Source organism: Candidatus Neomarinimicrobiota bacterium (assembly GCA_022560655.1).
Classification (GTDB): Bacteria; Fidelibacterota; Marinisomatia; order SCGC-AAA003-L08; family TS1B11; genus JADFSS01.
In genome coordinates, this window is record JADFSS010000015.1 from 1 (window position 1) to 17,377 (window position 17,377).

A 17,377-nucleotide genomic window follows, 5' to 3' on the forward strand; every position below is an offset into this window, starting at 1 on the left:
ACTGCACCGCTGGGACACACAGGAGCAGCCCGGCCACCTGCAGGTAGTCTGGGATGGTCGCAATGAGGCCGGCCAGGCCGTCCCCGCCGGCATCTACATCTACCGGCTTGTGGCCACCTCTATCAAGACGGGTGAGCGCTTTGTGGCCAACAGAAAGATGGTGCTACTGAAGTAGCTCCCTTTCGCCTGCCCCGCTCCAGCTGTGGAGCGGGGGTCTCGCGCAGTGAGCGGGATGGGTCGGGGCACACTCAGCGCGTCAAACCCCGCGCCCCACGCTGCCCGCCGGCACCGTAGCTTCGGGCATGCGCTGCCAAAACATTCGGCCCCTGACCGCCCCCTCACTGTGGGCGGAACCTCCCGATCCATCAGCGGACCTCCAGCATCCGCCATCCAACATCCCATAGCCGCCACGACCCCCCCCAGGGGGGGCGGTATCACGTCCACCGACGGGGAGCATGATACCGAAGTGATACCAAAGTGATACCGAAGTGATACCAGAGTGATACCGAAGTGATACCAACATGACCGTACCCCGCTTCGTCCCGCTTAGTCCCACCGGCCTGTCCCGCCAACGGCGGGGAACTTGTCCCGTCCCGAAGCTTCGGGACTCGGGAGGCGGCGGCCGGACTGATGGCAGCCCGATTGCGCCAGATTTCCAGCCACGCTAAATTGATTTGGCTCCCACGGCGCGGTAACTTCCGCCGGACAGTCCAACGGACGCGCAGACCGGTAGACGCGATCATTCGGCCTGCGGGAACGCGGAGTTTCTATTCGTGGCAACGCTAACTACCATACGTGAACGCCAGAAGGTCATCTTGTGGGCCTTCCTGGCCATCTTCATCCTGAGCCTCTCCCTGGGTGGACTCGTCGGGGGAGCCAACGTCATCGACCAGATTTTCGGCAGCAACCTGACCAGCGGGGCCGGAGGCGGTGGACTGTCGGCGGGAGTTGTGGGGGCTGTGAACTCGGAGCGTATCCTGGTGGAGCAGTTGAACCAGGCGATCAGCTTTCGCTCCCAGCAGCTGCGGGATCAATTCGGTGAACTCACTGACCGGCAGGTCGACCAGGCTGAAAGCCAGGCCTGGGATAATATCGTCAATTCCCTTCTTCTGGGCGGGGAAATCGACCGCCGCCGGCTGGCCACCGCCGGGGACGAGATCTACTACATTTTGCAGAACTATCCCCCCGATATAATCACCACGAACGAGGGCTTTCGGACGGATGGTGAGTTTGACCCGGGCAAATACTATCAGGCCCTGAACAATCCCGTTGGCCAGGAGTGGGGCGAGGTAGAGTACTATCTCGCAAACATCCTGCCGGGCGAAAAAATGAACCAACTGGTGCGGGCCGTGGCTTTCACCTCTGAAGAGGAGGTAAAGGCAAGCTGGTATGAGGCTAATTCCCAGGCCACCATCGACTTCATCTATGTGCCCACAGGCTCTATCAATACTGACGACCTGGCCATCAGCGAGGACGATCTGGAGGCAATTTACCGGCGTGACCGCGACAGCTTCGAGCAGCCCGAAACCCGTATCCTGGAATACGTGTTCTGGGCCAAGTCTCCCGGCGCGGCCGATTCAGCCGAAGTACGCGAACTGGCAGCCGCTCTGATCGCCCGGGCGCAGGCGGGGGAGGATTTCGCCGACCTGGCACTGGAGTATTCCGATGATCCCGGTTCTGGGCCCAGCGGTGGCGACCTGGGCTGGTTTGGCCGTGGCCAGATGGTGGCGCCCTTCGATGCAGCTGCCTTCGCCGCGCAGCAGGGTGAGATCGTCGGGCCGGTGGCAACCCAGTTCGGCTATCACGTCATCAAAGTCCAGGAACGCAAAGATGAGGGTGATGAAACTCGGCTGAATGCCAGGCACATCCTGTTGAACGTCAACGTCAGCTCGCAGACGCTGAACGATATACGGAGCCAGGCAAGCCTGTTTGCCTTCGACGCCGTAGACTCCACTTTTGAACGAGCCCTGCAAATTTATGAGCTGAGCGCCCTCACCGCGCAGCCTCTGGAGCGGGCGGCCTCCCTTCTGCCACCCCCCGTTGGACGTCTACGATCAGCGGTACGGTTTGCCTATCAGGCCGAGATTGGCGAGTTATCGGACGTCCTGGAGAATGACCAGGGCTATATTGTGGCCACTCTCACGGGTATTCGGAAGGCGGGCGTTCAGCCCCTGGACGAGGTGCGCGCTACCCTCAGCCGCCTAGCCCTAGAGGAGGCGGCCAAGGAACAGGTCGAGCTCATCATGGCCAACATTCAAAGGCAGTTGGCCGGCGGGGTCAGTTGGCAGGCTATCGCGGACTCGGTCCCCGAGGCCAAGGTCTCCACAGACGTAACGGCAAACCTGAACGGAAGCTTCGCCGGCCTCGGCCGTAGCCCCACGCTCACCGGCGTGCTCAAAACGCTTGTGTCCGGGGAGGTGAGCCGGGTCGTTGCGCTGGAGCGCGGGGAGGCTATTGTGAAATTGGTAGCGCTTGAAAAGGCAGACTGGTCGGCCTACCCTGGCCAGCGAGCAGCTGAGCACAGCAGCCTGTATCAGCGCAAGGTCAATGCAGTCTGGGCGGAATGGCTGGCCGATTTGAGGAAACAGGCCAAGATCGTGGATAACCGCAGCTACTTTTATTAACGGCTGCTATTTCCCGCGCCACTCGGGCGGCCGCTTATCAAGAAACGCCTTGAGCCCCTCATTACGGTCCCGGGTGCCAACCAAGCCTGCATAGGCCTTTGCCTCCGCCAACAATCCTTCCCTGAGCGGCAGATCCAGCCCCTCCAGAATGGCCTGCTTGGCGGCGCGTAGCGCCAGCGGTGCATTGCGTGCCAATTCGCCGGCAAATGACCTGGCCGCCTCGTCCAGCAGTTCCGGCCTCGTCAACCGGTTAGCAAGTCCAAGGTCGTAGCAGGCAGCCCCATCCAGCGTGGCTGCGGTGAAAATCAGCTCTTTCGCTTTGGACGGCCCGACGATCCGGGCCAGCCGCTGAGTGCCGCCAGCCCCGGGGATGACGCCCAATTTTGTTTCCGTCAGGCCAAACCGGACGTCCTCGGCCATGATGCGCAGGTCACAGGCCAGGGCCAACTCCGCCCCGCCGCCCGTGGCTGCACCGCCCACCGCGGCAATGGTGGGCTGGGGAAGCCGCGCAATGGCATCCAGGCTGGCCTTGATAGCCGCTACCGCTCCTGCCACCTGCTCCTGAGGCAGCTGCTCGCGCTCCTTCAGATCGGCGCCGGCGCAAAAGTGGGGCAGAGCGGAGCGGACCAGCACCACACTGGCACGATCCATCTCCGCCAGGACGCCCGCTGCCGCGCTGAGATCGGCCACCATAGGCTGAGACAGAGCGTTGACCGGCGGCCGGGAAAGAGTCAGGATGGCAATCCAGCCGTCGCGGTCGACCCGTACGTAATCCCACAACTGGGCTGGCATAACTGGTGCTGGTCCCGCTAATCCTTTAACCGGCCCGGCGGTAATTTCAGGTCGTCGGGGACCTGCAGCTCCAGGGTCAGGAGCTTCTGGGCATGGGTCTTCCCCTGGGCATCGTTGAGCAGCGACTCCGAGCCGCCCCCGCCGAGGGAGTCGCCCAGGATAAAGTTGAGTGCCAAGAGGTTGTCCAGCTCGTAGCGCACCACTTTTCCCCGGACTATTCCGGCAAAGTAGGCTTTCACCCGCTCGGGCGTGAGCTGACCTTTCAGGAAGGCATATATCTCAGGAGTGTAGGCGATCAGCCCGATGTTGGAGCTGGCGCCCTTGTCCCCCGAACGGGCATGGGCCAGGGCGCTTAAAGGGAAGGATTTCATGGTCGCAATAGTCGTTGCTCAAGTAGTTCCGGGAGGTCCCTGCGCCCGTCAATGACGGCATGCACATAGAATTGCTCGCCAATCACTTGGTAGATGACCTGATAGGGCTTGTCGTGGACCTCGAGGTAGTCCAATACGCCGATGAATTCAAGTTCGGGGGGCACATGGCCGCGCTCAGGTAGTTCCGCAAGATCGAGACACAGCGCCCGAAGTTTCTGGATTAACCGATCCGCCTTTTGCTCAGAGTCCGCCGAGGCTACATGCCGATAGACGTCAAACAGGTCATCCTCAGCCTGCGCGAGGATATAGACCGCGTAAGGCACGCCAGCTACTGAGTGTTGATGCGGCTGGCCAGATGGTCAAAGGCTGCCTGGGCCGGCTTGAACCTGCCCTCCTTCAAACTGCGGCTGCTCTGGGCCAGCATCTTCAGCAGGGCAAGGCTCTCCTGATTGCGCTCATAGCTATACACATCCTGAACCACCACTTTCGGTACCCCGTTTTGGGTGATGATCATCGCCTTCTGGTGGTCCACGATATCCTTGATAACTTCTGCGGCGTGGGCTTTGAGATAACTGATGGGTTTAATGGCTTCGCTGGGCTTCATAGTTCCGTGTCCGATTTATATCGACCTGAATATGGTCTATATTTAGGTCCTAGTCAAGCCTGTTCGTCGCTGCAATGTTGGCGGTAGCCCATCATAGGCCAGTCACTACCACCTGTGCCTGCACCTGCTGCTTGCTGATGAGTGCCGGCCAGAAGGCAATGACCTCCCGGGGTTTGGGGCGGCCTCCGGCAAACCCCGTAATGCCCGGTGGACCGTTGGAGATCACCGGAGCCAGCTCCTTGCCAAAGCGTTCCACCTTGGCCCGATTCCCATCCCTGACCCCCAGCATGAGCACAAGTGATGCCACTCGCTCCTGGGCAGTTTTGCCATTGCCGCCGGCCCCTTTCGACGTAGTTGTCCCGCTCTGATGGCCACCCATGATTTCCGTGGAGGTTTCGTCAAACTCGAAGCCTGCCGAACTGAGGCGCGACCAGATGATTTCAGCAACCATTTCGGCTTTGGCCCGGGCCTCCGGACCAGAGATCGTGAGCTGTCCGCTGGCCTTCCACCCACGGGCGGTATTGATGGACACCTTGTAGGTGTCGGTAGCCGGTGAGCCGCGCACCCCGGATACGCGCACCCTGTCAGGGCCCTCCTGCTGCAACTGAATGCTGGTGAAATCCACCACCACATCAGGGGTGATGAACTGGCGGGGGTCGCCCAGCTCGTAGACCAGTTGCTCGGTCACGGTGTCCACGGAGACCAGGCCACCGGTGCCCTCGTGCTTGGTAATGGTCACCTGCCCCTCCGGGGACACCTCGGCGATAGGGTAGCCGATGTTGGCCAGATCGGGGACTTCCTGCCAGCGGGAGAAGATGCCCCCGGTGGCCTGTGCACCGCACTCCAGGATATGCCCCGCCACGGTGCCTGTGGCCAGAAAATCCCACTCCTCACGCCCCCAGCCAAACTCATGGATCAGCGGCCCCAGCACCAGTCCAGGGTCGGTGCACCGACCGGTGATGACAATGTCTGCACCGCCATCCAGCGCCTCGGCGATGGCGAAGGTGTCCAGATACACGTTGGCGGAGACGACCTGGTCGAGGACGCCCGCCAGCGGCTCGCCGGTATCCATGTTGGCCAGGCCTTCTCCCTTGGCCAGCAGATCGGGCAAACGGTGGAGGATATCATCGCCGGTCACCAGTCCAAACCGAATGCCCCTAAGTCCCAGCCCGGTAACCACCTCTCGACAAGCCTCCAGGCAGGCCTCCGGGTTCACCCCCCCGGCGTTAGCGATGATCTTGATGCCCCGCTCCCGGCAGACCGGCAGCACGCGGTGGAGGAGCTCCACAAAGTCCCGTGCGTAACCCTGCTGCGGGTTGCGGCGCTTCTGCCGCTGCATGATCGACATGGTGACTTCGGCCAGATAGTCCAGGGTGAGGTAGTCCAGCGGGCCTCCGGTGGCGAGCTCGTAAGGTGCGTCCACCGAGTCTCCCCAGAATCCCTGGCCGTTGCCGATGCGAACGAGATCAGCCATAGAGGACCCTAGCCCGGCCTCTTGCTGGCCTCCCGCGACACGACGGCTCCCCCGAACTGTCGGTCTTTCCAGCTAACCTTCGCGAAATTGCCCCATGCGCCCATGATCACAACGTAGAAGGGATGCAGAAGGCCCGTAACGATAAACGTGAACGTCCGCACCCGCAACCCGATTTTCTGAAGGTACGGGAGTACCAGGAGGGCTTCTGCCGCCAACTTTACACCGATGGGCAAAAGCCATGTCAGTTGCAAGGAAAATACAAAGACCGCGGAGCTGACGACGGCACCCAGATTTGCAAGATAAATCAGTGTCAGCAGGGCCTTGAAGTAGGGCCCTGTAGCCATGCCAAAATAGGAGCGGCCCTTGGACGCAAAACGAAGCCGCTGCCGGATAAACGTCCCCAGAGTTGCCGGGGGCGGACTGGGCACAACCGTGTCGCCGGAGAGCGCGAACCGAATCCCCCAGCGCCCCGTAGCGGCGAACTTGTGCAGCAGCAAGTCGTCGTCGCCGGACACAAACCCTTCGATGCCCTGGTAGCCACCGATATCGTCGAACGCGGTGCGTCGAAAGGCGAGATTGCGACCGGTACAGGTGAGGGCCAGCCCGACACCGGTACCCCCAGCAGCCAGAGCATCGATAGCACAGCTGTCCAGCAACAGGGCCTCGTGCCACAGAGTTTTCCGGCTGGACACCAGGGGTGCGGGCCCAAATACGAACCCCACCGCTGGCTCGCTCAGAGCCGCAACCAGCGAGCCTACCCATCCAGGCACCGGCTCACAATCAGCATCAGTGGCTAGGATGATCTCGCCCTTCGAACGTTCAATGGCGGTTGTCAGTGCCCACTTCTTGGGCGCCCAGCCGTTCGGCACTTCGCCGAGGCGGACAGGGTGCAGCTGAGGCATGCTGGCGGCTTCGCGGCTAAGAATCTCATACGTGCCATCGGTGCTGCCATCATCAACGACGATAATCTCCACGTCCTTTTGGGGATAGTCCTGTTTTCTCAGCGCCGCCAGCAAGTTGGCAATATTTTTTGCTTCGTTGCGGGCCGCCACAACGATGCTGATCTTGGGAGCATAGGGGCTACTGCCGGCAGCGGATACGATAGCCAGCCCCAGCCGCAGCCAGAGCAGAAAAATCGCGTAAGCCAGCGTAACAGCGGCAATGGTCAACAGAATCATGACGGATACCTCCCCCCGCGGAGTAGATCCGGGCCGTCAGTGGGGCTGTATGAGCGATATGTCATAGCTTTTCAGGTTGAAATTATAATAGAAGCCCAGGTTGATGGATGTTTTGGTGAGTTCTGTAGGGTGGTCTAGGGCTGCATCGTCTGTCCAAGTGATAACACTAACCCCCAGCAGTCCCCACAGGTCCCGGTAAATTCTCCGCCCCAATTTCAATTCGATGCTTTCGAAAGCTTTCACCGGTCCGGAAAACCGATCAGGCCTCATATTTCTATATTTGTCAATCGTCATCTGCTCCGTGACCTCGCCACGTTTGGCATACAGGTAACTGCCCATGAGCCGCATGCCTGCCAGCGGGTAGACATAGGCTGCATAGAGCGACTGAGCGTGGGGACCGGTCCAATGCCCCAACGGGTAGCGATGGCTGTAATAGTCGTTTACCGGCACCCTGTGGCGATAGACCCGCTGATCGGTCCAACTGGCTTCAATAATCAGACGGTCACTGTTAGCCAGCAGCGAACGCCCGGCCAGACCCGCCTGCCAGGCGAACCAGTTGTGGTCGTCCTCGCTGAATGTGCGGCCTGGGGTCCACTCATCCATGACAAATACGCCGTACACCTTCAAGTCAGATGAAGGCCGCCAGGTAAGGTCGGCACTCATCTGTAGGTTATCAAGGTCGCCCAGGTTGTGCTGGGCCGACCAGTAGAACACGAAGGGAATCAGATAAATGGTTTCCATCCCCCGACCCCCGTATACCACCGACTCGGTCAATCCCAGGGTAAGTGTCTCAAATAGATCCACATCCAGGCGGTGGGCCGCCAGAAAGCGCGGCTGCTGAATGAACCGGCCTCCCAGCAAGTCCCCAAAATCGCGTGACGAGTCCACCAGACCACTGACCAGCTGTGCATGCATATATGAGAAATGCAGTCGCTCCAGCACTTGCCAGTCAAAACCAAACTGGGGATAAGAGGGTGGCTTCTGGGAAAGCGTCAACGAATGCAGCCCCGGCCCCCAGGACTGGGAAAATTTCCCGGCAAAGGCAATGAGGCGTCCGGCGTCGTAACTGATCTTGGCGTTGGCGTGGTCGGTATCAAATTCTTCCGCTCTGCCGGCGCTGCGGGACTGCCAGGAAAAGCCCTGTTCGGGCATAAAGCGGTTGGGCAAATCCAATGCATCTTCACCGACAAAGCGCATGTTCACCGCCTCAGATGTAAGCGACCAGCGACCATAGCTGGCCGTCGCTCGGGCCCCAATGCCTGCAAAGGAGATCGGTGCTGCCTCGCGCTGCCACAGCCCACCCGTGGATCGATGCATGGCGAACGCAATGGGTTGAACGGTCAGTTCCTGCCCACGCATCAGTTCGACTCCCGGCAGCAGCGCGACCCATGCCGTTAGTACCACCCAATTCCCATGGCGAGTCTGCCCAGCGCCCAGCATAGTCATGGTGCCTTACTATACCTGCAACAGGCCGATGTTGGGCGGGGGCTCAGAACTCAACCGACTCTGCCGTGGTGGCGGGTGGAGGGACAAGTTCGCCGCTTTCCCGCATACTCTGTAGGTGAAGTTCGATGGCTTCGTGGATCAGCCTGAGCACTTCTTCCCTGGTCTCGCCCACTGCCACACAACCCGGCAGGTCGGGAACATAAGCACCATAGTTCTTATCTGATTTCTCAATTACCACCACGTACTTCACATTCTTACCCATGCTGTTTTGTCCTGAGTCCTGTCTTTTTCAAAATACTGTTTAATGTTCCCGGAGGCAATTCCAAGCCCGGTTTCCCGGCTACGGTCACGGTCCCCGATTAGCTTGCGACAAACTTCCTGATCTTAGAACGGTTTTCCTACACCTGCAACAGGCCGAAGTTGGGCGCCGGCAGCTGGGTCTGGTGATCACAGAGTTCCAGACAGCGGATGAGCACGTCCCGGGTGTCGGCAGGCATAATGATTTCGTCCACCCACAGCCGTGCGGCCGCGTAGCGCGGGTCGGATTGCTCCTTGTAGCGCGCCTTGACCTCGGCCACAATGCTTGCCCGGTCCTCGGCAGTGGCGTCCTTCACTTTTGCCAGCCGTATGTCTGCCAACGTGTTGGCGGCCTGTGCGCCTCCCATGACGGCGATTCTGGCGGTGGGCCAGGCAAACATGAAGCGGGGATTGTAGGCCCGACCACTCAGGGCGTAATTGCCGGCGCCATAGCTCCCTCCTACCACCACCGTGATTTTGGGCACCACGCTGTTGGCCACGGCGTTGACCAGCTTGGCTCCGTCCTTGGCGATGCCACCCCACTCGGCGTCGCGGCCAACCATGAAGCCGTTCACGTCCTGGAAGAACAGCAGGGGAATGCGGTCCTGGTTGCAGTTCATGATGAAGCGGGCGGCCTTGTCCGCCGACTCGGAATAGATGACGCCACCCAGCTGCATTTCGCCCTGCACAGTTCGCTGCGCCAGCTTTTGGCTGGCCACAATCCCAACCGGGTAACCACCCAGGCGAGCGGTACCACAGACTAGCGTCTTACCGTACTCTGCCTTATACTCCTCAAATTCGCTCTCATCGAGGAGGCGGGCCAGGATTTCGCGCATGTCGTACTGGCTGGTCTCGGTGGGGTAGATGAGTCCGTCGATATCATCAGCGGGAAATCGGGGCTTCTCTGTATCGTCGCGCCGAAAGGCCCGCTCACTGGCCAAGTTGATGGTCCCCAGCAGGCTGCGGATGCGCCGTAGGGCTGCCTCGTCATCGGGTTCATGGTAGTCGGCGGTGCCGGACCGGGCGTTGTGCGTGGTGGCGCCTCCCAATGCCTCTTCGTCGATCTCCTGACCAATGGCAGCTTTCACCAGTGCGGGGCCTGCCAGGAACATCGAGGCCCCTTCCACCATGATGAACTTGTCGCACATCACCGGCAGGTAGGCGCCCCCAGCGACGCAGGGCCCCATCACGGCAGCGATCTGCGGAATGCCTAGCGCCGACAGACGAGCGTTGTTGTAAAACACGCGCCCGAAATGAGCCTCATCTGGGAACACCTGCTCCTGTAGCGGCAGGAAGACCCCGGCTGAATCCACCAGGTAAATAATTGGCAGGTGATTTTCCAGTGCGATCTGCTGGGCGCGCAGGTTTTTCTTGAGGGTTACCTCGAAGTAGGCACCGGCTTTGACCGTGGCATCGTTGGCCACGACCACGCAGTCGCGCTCGGCCACCTTGATGACGCAAGTGATGATGCCCGCCGCCGCCGGCGAGCCATACTCCTCGTACATGCCGTGGGCAGCATACAGGCCGAATTCCAGCAGAGGGGAGTCGGGGTCGCTCAGCCGCTCGATGCGCTCCCGGGCAGTGAGGCGGCCCTTCCCGTGTTGCCGTTCGATGGCGCGATCCCCGCCCCCCTGGCGCAGTCGCTCCATCTCATCCAGGTACGCATCGCGCAGCTTCTGGAAGCCCTGGCGGCTCCGTTCGAACGGCTCCTTTGGCCAGTGTTTAGCCGCGGTACCGATAGTGCTCATGTGTCGTCCGCCACGTCCTCCCCTTCCAATGCTTGGCCGGCATGCCTGCGCACGCAGGCCATAAACACGTCAGGTGCCCGCACCGGCCTCAGGTCCTGATTCACAAAGGAGTGGACGGTATAGCCCTTGGCGATAATCTGTTCTTCGTCATCCCGGTAGACCAGGTAATCCAGCCTGATCTTCGCGGTGGGCTCCTGATCCAGGCGGGTGACAATGGTGACCAGGTCACCGTAGGTGGCAGGTCTTAAGTAATTGCAATGGCTCTCCACCACAGGCAGGTGGTACCCCTGCTGCTCGAGCTGCTCGTATGGAATACCTATGCGCCGGAGAAAGGCGGCTCGGGCAGCCTCAAAATACTCAAAGTAGCGGCCGTAGTAGACCACATTCATCCGGTCGGTGTGGGCATATATCACCCGCAGCTGATGCCGGTGAGTAAGGTTTATTCCTGCCACTTGCCCAGTTGCTCGTAACGCCTGATGCGGGCAGCCACGAGCTCGTCGGCGGGCATGTCGCGGAGCTCTGCCAGCGTCTCCAGGACTGCCTGCTTCATGGTAACCATCATGGCGTCCACGTCCCGATGTGCGCCGCCCAGGGGTTCGGGCAAAATACGATCGCAGATACCCATCTCAACCAGGTCCTTTGGCGTAACGCGCATGGCATCGGCGGCTTCTTCGGCCTTGCTTGCATCGCGGTACAATATGGATGCGCAGCCCTCGGGCGAGATCACGGAAAACCAGGTGTTTTCCAGCATGATCAGGCGATCCCCAACGCCCATCCCGAGAGCGCCGCCGGAAGCACCTTCGCCAATGACAATGACGATCACCGGCACCGGCAACGTCGACATAAACATGAGATTTTGTGCGATGGCCTGCGCCTGACCCCGTTCTTCGGCGCCTATGCCCGGATAGGCACCGGGCGTGTCGATAAAGGAGATGACCGGCCGTTTGAACTTGGCGCCCAGTCCCATCAGACGCATGGCCTTACGATAGCCCTCCGGATTGGGCATGCCGAAATTGCGATAGACGTTATCGCGGGTACCGCGCCCCTTCTGCTGGCCAATGAAAATTACCCGCTCGCCATCAATCTCGGCCAGCCCTCCCACCACCGCCTTATCGTCGGCATAGTGACGGTCACCGTGCAGCTCGAAGCTCCAGTCGGTAATACCCTTCACATAGTCCAGGGTATAGGGACGCTCGGGGTGACGGGCCATCTGAACGCGCTGCCAGCGGGTGAGATTCTGGTAAAAACTCTTCGCCTCGCGGTCCAGCTTGGCCTGCAGTACCTCAATCTCCCCGCTCATATCGATGCCACGCTCCAGAGCCGTGAGCTTGGTAGCCTCGATCTCCTGTTCCAATTCCATCAGGGGCCTTTCGAACTGGAGTAGATACTTATTCGCCATAAGGCTGCAAGGTTATCACTTTTTGCCGCCGAAATGCCAGTGGCTTATGACGGCCGGAAAAGGGCGAGCGAAGCCACATCTGCACTCATGCGGGCTGACCGAATAGTAAGACCATGCGCTCCCCGCTGAAGTTGGATTTCCATGGCCGCCCTCAGATCTTCAGCAGCGTCTTCAGAATGATTTCCAGGTCCAAGGTAAGCGACTGGTGCTGAAGATAATAATGATCATAGCTCGCGGCTACCTCCGGCTGGACATCCGCAGGCCCCAGCTGCCCCAGACCGGTGATGCCAGGCTTGAACAGCAAGTGAGGGTCCGGCTGACCAGCGTCTACCAGATCGCCACCTACAAAACTGAGCTCGCCCCGAAAGATGGACCATAAAAGGGGCAATTTCCTGAGGCCCGCACCACCACGCCGCAGCACCCACATTTTTGCCTGCCCGCCATCGCGGAGCCAGACGCTGGTCCGCTCCAAGCCATAGACCAGCCCCAGCAGCGGCCACACGGGGAGCAGCAGGAGAATCAGTATCCCGGCGGCCAACAGGTCAAAGGCGCGTTTAGAGAGCAGGTGCATGCGATGATAGAGCGTCGCCTCCACGTTCACAAAGGGCAAATTGCCGATGTACTCCACGTTGGCCTTGCCCAGCATAATATCGTCCTTATGGGGCACAATCCGGAACAGGAGCCGCCTGTCGCGCGTCTGCTCCAGCAGGGCCATCAACTGCTGATTTGTGTAGCTCTCCCCCGCCACGATGACCTCCTGAAACCGATGGCGGACGGCCAGTTCACGGAGCTCGCTGGTGCGTCCCAGGATCGGCAATGGCAACGGCTCCCCATGGACATGCTGGGCTTCCTCACCCTCAACAAATCCCAGAGGATCGATGCCGGTATCGGGGCGCCGCAGAATCAGGTTCGCAATGCGCCGGTCCTCGGCTGTGGTCCCCAGGATCACGGCGCGGCGGGAAAATATGGAAGGCCGGTAGGCCCGATGGTGGTCCCCCACCTTGTGGGTTGCCTGGCGCAGGTGAACAAGCAGTCGCCAGCCCGGCAGCAGCACGGCCACCAGAGCCGAGGCAGACACCAGCACCACCCGTGAATAGGCCACCTGACGCACGACGTAAGTGAGCGTCGCGATGACCAGAAAGCCCACCACGGAGGCGATGAGGGCGCGGCTGTAACTAAGGACGTAGCGACCGTAGATTTGAAACAGCGCGCCGAAAGCCAGCCAGAGCAGCAAGTACACCGCGACGACCGGGACGTAGAGGACAAGCATTTCCCGGGTCCGAAATACAGGGTCGGGCAGGAAGCGCACCAAGATCATCGCAAAGAACGCGGCGCCGATAACCGCGGTGTCGATGAAGAGCGAAGAGAATGTAGCCACATAGCTGCGGACGTACGCAAAACCTATGCGCAACCGGATGATCAGCCGCAGAGCCAGCAGTCCGAGACCACCCCCGACGAAGGCCGCGTGCTTCCGGGAAAATGCGATCAGGGCGTCGTGGAAAGCGCGCAGGTTATAGAGGGGATCGGTCCTGACGCTCTCTCCTTTGTAATGGACAATCTTGGTGGCCGGATGGTAGACCACCTTGTATCCCGCCTCGTGGATACGGTAGCAGTAGTCGGTATCCTCCCAAAACATGAAAAAGGTCTCGTCAAAAGGACCGATTTCCTCCATGATCGTGCGGGGCATGCACATGCAGGAGCCACTCACGGCATCGATTTCCGCCGTGCTGTCAGGATCGAGGTACGTGTAGTTGTTGCGTCCGAAAAGTCGGCTGCGGGGGAACAGCCGGCCAAGGCCGGAAAGGTGGACAAATGCCACCCACGGGCCCGGAAAACTGCGCCGGGCTGAAAGCTGCAAGAGGCCGTCGCTATCCAGTATTTTGGGCCCCACCGCCCCAACCTCCGGATGGCCCCTCAGGTAGTCCACCAACACCTGCAACGACTGTTCCCCGACGATGGTATCGGGATTCAGCAGGAGCACCATCTCGCCGGAGGTGCCGGCTACGCCCTGATTGACGGCAGCGGCAAAGCCCCGGTTCTGACCGTTCTCAATGACGCTGACGTGACGAAACAGCTGCCGCACCATCTGGGCGGTCCCATCCGAGGAGTCGTTGTCCACCAGCTGAATTTCCAGGTCGCCGTCAAATTGCGCCCGGCCCAGCGCCGTGAGACACTGCTTGACGAACTCGCGCACATTGTAGCTGACAATGATGACGGACAGCGTCATGGCTTAGGATGGCCGCTTAAACGGGTTGGCTTGCGACGGGAGCTGCGCAAGCGCCCCAACAGTCGGGTGAGCCTCAGTCTGGGTACCATCCAGACCGCTTCGAAGATAATGCCCCGAGACATTTTCGAGGACCCCTCCGTGCGATCCACAAATACAATGGGCGACTCCACGATGCGGTAGCCCTGGTAGTGAGCCCTGAAGGTCGTCTCGATCTGGAACGAGTAGCCTTCAGATCTGATGGAGGGGATGTCCAGATTGGCCAACACTTCTCGCTTCCAGCATTTGTAGCCGCCGGTGAGATCCCACACCGGCACACCGGTGAGGATCTTCGCATACATGTTGGCCGACCAACTCAGGATCAGTCTGCCCAGCGGCCAGTTGACCACATTTACGCCCTTGATATAGCGGCTGCCGATGACCAGATCGTATTCATGGAGCAGGCCCAGCAGGGTAGGGATCTGTTCGGGATCATGAGACAGGTCGGCGTCCATCTGGATAATGGCGGCGTAGTCCCGTTCCAGCGCCCAGAGAAAGCCGGTGCAGTAGGCGGTGCCTAACCCCATCTTGCTGGGTCGCTCAATGAGGTGTATCCAGCCGTCTTTCAGGGCCCTTTCGCGAACATAACCGCTGGTGTCATCAGGAGAATTGTCATCGACCACCAAAACGTGGATGCCGGGGGCGGCCTGTTGAATGCGGTCGAGCAGCATCGGGATATTCTCCCGCTCGTTATAGGTGGGCGTGATGACCAATGCTTTCATATCTGCTGGTGAAGTTGCCATGACCTAGTTCACGGAAAATGCCTCTGCCAGCGCCTGATCGAGGGTTGCATTTTGAACCTTCAGTTCCATTTTCATCCTGCTGCAGACCAGACCGCTCTTAAGGGGCCGGGGCGCCAATTGATTCAGCTCGGCTGTTGCCACGGGTGCAATCAGTTTCATCGGCAACTTAGCATGCCGGGCAATTTCCCGGGCAAAGGCAAACCGGCTGGCAAATTCCAAGCCCCCGTAATGATAAAGCCCGACAGCATCCTGCTCAACGGCCGCAACGATCGCCTCGGCCAGGTGGGTGGTAAGGGTGGGATTACCGATCTGGTCATCCACCACCCGAATCCGATTCCCCTTCCTGAGTGAGCCCGCGACCCAGCCAATGAAATTTGCATCCGAATCGAGGTCGGGGCCAAACAGGACGTTGGCCCGAATCACGAGATGCCCATTGCCGGCCATTACCAGCGTCTCCGCCTCCAGTTTTGACCGGCCATAAACATTCAGCGGCGCTGGAGCATCATCCTCCAGATAGGGTCCGGCCTGGCCGTCAAAGACATAGTCGCTGCTCAGCTGCACCAGGCGGGCACCTGATTGCTCACAGGCTGAAAGCAGATGCTCAACACCCGTGGTGTTGACTCGTTTGGCCAGCTCCGGTTCCCGTTCGTTGCGGTCCACATCCGTGAGTGCTGCAAGGTTAATGATGACATCCGGACTGAAGTCGGACACGGTAGCCTGCACCTGTTGCCAATCGGTGACATCACAGGCCGGCACACCGTCGCCGGCCGGGACGTGGGCCGTGGGCAGCACCTCCAGCCGCGTCGAAAACATCTTTACCAGTGCCCGACCCAACTGTCCCCGCGCCCCGGTGATAAGTACTCGGTGCGGCAACTAAAGTTTCGCCCCCCGCGCCTTGAACTGTACCAGGCGATCATGCAGGGACGGCTCAGCCAATGCGAGAATCTCCACCGCCAGAACAGCGGCATTGATGGCGCCCGGCTGGCCCACACTCATGGTCGCGACGGGCACGCCCTTCGGCATCTGAACGGTGGCCAGCAGCGCATCCAGTCCATCAGCAACGCCGCCCGGCAAGGGCACGCCGATCACCGGAAGCGTGGAGTGCGCTTTCAAAGCGCCGGCCAGGTGGGCCGCCATGCCGGCCCCGGCAATGATCACGCCAAAGCCCTTATCCCTGGCCTGCTTGGCATACTCGGCCACTTCCTCAGGTTGCCGGTGGGCGGACAGCACCCGCACTTCATAGGGCACTGAAAAATGGTCCAGATACGGGAGCGCCGCCTCCATCACTGGGCGGTCGCTCTCGCTGCCCATGAGCAGGGCTACCTTCTTCACCCGGAGTGAATCCTCAAGTTAAGCCCTCGTCGCTTGACTGGGAGTTCGTGGCCGGAGGATCCCGAAAAGTATGGAACGTACGGATCATGACCTCCTGCTGCCTGAGAAGCAACGCCTTGGCGCCGCCGGGATTAAAGACAATACCAGTAACAAAGTAAACCCTGCGCTGGGCACGGTCACGGAAAACGTACGTGATAAAGGGTCCGCCCGCAATCTCCGTCTGATGAGCCCAGACGCCCCTGAGAATGTAAATCATGTGGCCGTTCTCAGCACTTATATCGTTGCTGCGGAAGAGAGAGTCAATACTGATGGCACCAAATAGCTGCCTGGCGACATATTCCATGTGGCCCCATGACCAATCCGGGGTGAGCCTCACCGTATCGGCAGCATCAATCCAATGCACCCCCAACCAGCGGTAGGGATATCCACGGCCCAACCAAACGAATTTCTGGGCCGGTAACTCCCTGATAATCAGGTAGTCGTGCTGAATTCGGAGGTCCCACTGGTATTTGGTGTGCAGTTCCTCCGCCAGTTTTTTTTCAGGCTTATGGCGGTAGACAACATCCAGTTGCCTGGCGCGGAGCTGCTGCTCGAAACGGTCAAAAATCCACCCGCTCAGCCGTGATATTTCCGCCTGGGCGTGGATGGCGTCCAGAGCGGTGATACCCATAAACATCTGTCCCCGAGCAAGGTAGTCCGTGGCGATGAATATGGGATTGCCGCCCCGCCTGGCCTCGGCAAGACGTTCAGGCCCCAAAACCTTCCGGATAAGCACATCTCCCGTGGAATCGGCGGGGTTGGATAGGGAGGCGATGACCAGACTTTTGTAGCGCCGAAAGGATTTGAATTCCAGGGGCGACGCCCACTTGACCTTGAAGTAAGGTTCCGGGGCCGGGGTGGCCATGGTGCGGCCGAAGACCTCGCCCAGAAGGGGCTCCAACAGGGGCCGGTCCTCATCGGAAGCCAGGATTACCAGCAAATCCTCCTGCCCGATAACCGGCGGGAGATAGCCGCAGCCCGGCGCCAGGGCCGTCGCCAAGATGAGCAGCAGGCAGAGGCCTTGCGGTAGGCGTTGCCGTTTCTGCCTTGACCCGTGCGCAGGCATT

18 protein-coding genes are annotated in these 17,377 nt (G+C 60.2%); 2 read left to right on the forward strand and 16 right to left on the reverse strand.

Annotated features, from left to right (window positions below):
- Together IH971_03895 and IH971_03900 are read left to right on the forward strand one after the other, a co-directional pair.
- Positions 1-175 (forward strand): hypothetical protein (locus tag IH971_03895; protein ID MCH7496976.1); only part of this gene is annotated, 175 nt, incomplete at its 5' end.
- Between the two features lie 598 nt (positions 176-773).
- A complete protein-coding gene (locus IH971_03900) occupies positions 774-2,624 on the forward strand; it encodes a peptidylprolyl isomerase (protein MCH7496977.1) in 1,851 nt (616 codons plus the stop codon).
- Positions 2,625-2,630: 6 nt separating this feature from the next.
- Here the strand turns inward: IH971_03900 and IH971_03905 are convergent, their stop codons facing one another.
- The 16 genes from IH971_03905 to IH971_03980 all read right to left on the reverse strand — a co-directional run bounded on the left by IH971_03905 (position 2,631) and on the right by IH971_03980 (position 17,376).
- The gene (locus IH971_03905; GenBank protein MCH7496978.1) at positions 2,631-3,416 is read right to left on the reverse strand and encodes an enoyl-CoA hydratase/isomerase family protein; all 786 of its coding nucleotides are present in this window, start codon (positions 3,414-3,416) and stop codon (positions 2,631-2,633) included.
- Positions 3,417-3,433: 17 nt separating this feature from the next.
- Positions 3,434-3,787, reverse strand: a complete 354-nt coding sequence (locus IH971_03910) for a hypothetical protein (GenBank protein MCH7496979.1) — start codon at positions 3,785-3,787, stop codon at positions 3,434-3,436.
- Positions 3,784-4,110, reverse strand: a complete 327-nt coding sequence (locus tag IH971_03915) for a type II toxin-antitoxin system RelE/ParE family toxin (protein MCH7496980.1) — start codon at positions 4,108-4,110, stop codon at positions 3,784-3,786. The genes IH971_03910 and IH971_03915 overlap by 4 nt, the downstream gene beginning before the upstream one ends.
- A 5-nt stretch (positions 4,111-4,115) precedes the next feature.
- Entirely contained in the window at positions 4,116-4,391 is a 276-nt protein-coding gene (locus IH971_03920; protein ID MCH7496981.1) for a type II toxin-antitoxin system Phd/YefM family antitoxin, read from the reverse strand.
- Between the two features lie 91 nt (positions 4,392-4,482).
- Positions 4,483-5,865, reverse strand: coding sequence for a DUF1446 domain-containing protein (locus tag IH971_03925; protein ID MCH7496982.1), 1,383 nt, complete (start codon positions 5,863-5,865; stop codon positions 4,483-4,485).
- Positions 5,866-5,873: 8 nt separating this feature from the next.
- Positions 5,874-7,043, reverse strand: coding sequence for a glycosyltransferase (locus IH971_03930; protein MCH7496983.1), 1,170 nt, complete (start codon positions 7,041-7,043; stop codon positions 5,874-5,876).
- Positions 7,044-7,079: 36 nt separating this feature from the next.
- Positions 7,080-8,483 (reverse strand): hypothetical protein, encoded by a 1,404-nt coding sequence (locus IH971_03935; protein MCH7496984.1) that lies wholly within the window; start codon positions 8,481-8,483, stop codon positions 7,080-7,082.
- Between the two features lie 49 nt (positions 8,484-8,532).
- The gene (locus IH971_03940; GenBank protein ID MCH7496985.1) at positions 8,533-8,739 is read right to left on the reverse strand and encodes a type II toxin-antitoxin system HicB family antitoxin; all 207 of its coding nucleotides are present in this window, start codon (positions 8,737-8,739) and stop codon (positions 8,533-8,535) included.
- A gap of 148 nt (positions 8,740-8,887) precedes the next feature.
- Positions 8,888-10,534 (reverse strand): acyl-CoA carboxylase subunit beta, encoded by a 1,647-nt coding sequence (locus IH971_03945; protein MCH7496986.1) that lies wholly within the window; start codon positions 10,532-10,534, stop codon positions 8,888-8,890.
- On the reverse strand, positions 10,531-10,986 hold the full coding sequence (locus IH971_03950) for an acyl-CoA thioesterase (GenBank protein MCH7496987.1): 456 nt from the start codon (positions 10,984-10,986) through the stop codon (positions 10,531-10,533). Before IH971_03950 ends, IH971_03945 begins: the two co-directional genes overlap by 4 nt.
- Complete coding sequence (locus IH971_03955) at positions 10,974-11,933, reverse strand: acetyl-CoA carboxylase carboxyltransferase subunit alpha (GenBank protein MCH7496988.1); 960 nt, start codon at positions 11,931-11,933, stop codon at positions 10,974-10,976. Before IH971_03955 ends, IH971_03950 begins: the two co-directional genes overlap by 13 nt.
- A gap of 151 nt (positions 11,934-12,084) precedes the next feature.
- Positions 12,085-14,160 carry a glycosyltransferase gene (locus IH971_03960; GenBank protein MCH7496989.1) on the reverse strand — a complete coding sequence of 692 codons (2,076 nt, stop codon included), beginning with the start codon at positions 14,158-14,160 and terminating at the stop codon, positions 12,085-12,087.
- On the reverse strand, positions 14,157-14,918 hold the full coding sequence (locus IH971_03965) for a polyprenol monophosphomannose synthase (protein MCH7496990.1): 762 nt from the start codon (positions 14,916-14,918) through the stop codon (positions 14,157-14,159). The genes IH971_03960 and IH971_03965 overlap by 4 nt, the downstream gene beginning before the upstream one ends.
- 24 nt (positions 14,919-14,942) lie before the next feature.
- Entirely contained in the window at positions 14,943-15,812 is an 870-nt protein-coding gene (gene rfbD, locus IH971_03970; protein ID MCH7496991.1) for a dTDP-4-dehydrorhamnose reductase, read from the reverse strand.
- On the reverse strand, positions 15,813-16,250 hold the full coding sequence (purE, locus tag IH971_03975; GenBank protein ID MCH7496992.1) for a 5-(carboxyamino)imidazole ribonucleotide mutase: 438 nt from the start codon (positions 16,248-16,250) through the stop codon (positions 15,813-15,815).
- Positions 16,251-16,284: 34 nt separating this feature from the next.
- A complete protein-coding gene (locus tag IH971_03980; GenBank protein MCH7496993.1) occupies positions 16,285-17,376 on the reverse strand; it encodes a DUF4837 family protein in 1,092 nt (363 codons plus the stop codon).
- Position 17,377 lies beyond the last annotated feature (1 nt).

Coding starts and splice junctions, on each gene's coding strand:
- IH971_03965 (MCH7496990.1), bottom strand. CDS start 14,918: ATGAAAGCATTGGTCATCACGCCCACCTATAACGAGCGGGAGAATATC.
- IH971_03960 (MCH7496989.1), bottom strand. CDS start 14,160: ATGACGCTGTCCGTCATCATTGTCAGCTACAATGTGCGCGAGTTCGTC.
- IH971_03955 (MCH7496988.1), bottom strand. CDS start 11,933: ATGGCGAATAAGTATCTACTCCAGTTCGAAAGGCCCCTGATGGAATTG.
- IH971_03980 (MCH7496993.1), bottom strand. CDS start 17,376: ATGCCTGCGCACGGGTCAAGGCAGAAACGGCAACGCCTACCGCAAGGC.
- IH971_03920 (MCH7496981.1), bottom strand. CDS start 4,391: ATGAAGCCCAGCGAAGCCATTAAACCCATCAGTTATCTCAAAGCCCAC.
- IH971_03935 (MCH7496984.1), bottom strand. CDS start 8,483: ATGCTGGGCGCTGGGCAGACTCGCCATGGGAATTGGGTGGTACTAACG.
- IH971_03905 (MCH7496978.1), bottom strand. CDS start 3,416: ATGCCAGCCCAGTTGTGGGATTACGTACGGGTCGACCGCGACGGCTGG.
- IH971_03930 (MCH7496983.1), bottom strand. CDS start 7,043: ATGATTCTGTTGACCATTGCCGCTGTTACGCTGGCTTACGCGATTTTT.
- IH971_03910 (MCH7496979.1), bottom strand. CDS start 3,787: ATGAAATCCTTCCCTTTAAGCGCCCTGGCCCATGCCCGTTCGGGGGAC.
- purE (MCH7496992.1), bottom strand. CDS start 16,250: ATGGGCAGCGAGAGCGACCGCCCAGTGATGGAGGCGGCGCTCCCGTAT.
- IH971_03945 (MCH7496986.1), bottom strand. CDS start 10,534: ATGAGCACTATCGGTACCGCGGCTAAACACTGGCCAAAGGAGCCGTTC.
- IH971_03925 (MCH7496982.1), bottom strand. CDS start 5,865: ATGGCTGATCTCGTTCGCATCGGCAACGGCCAGGGATTCTGGGGAGAC.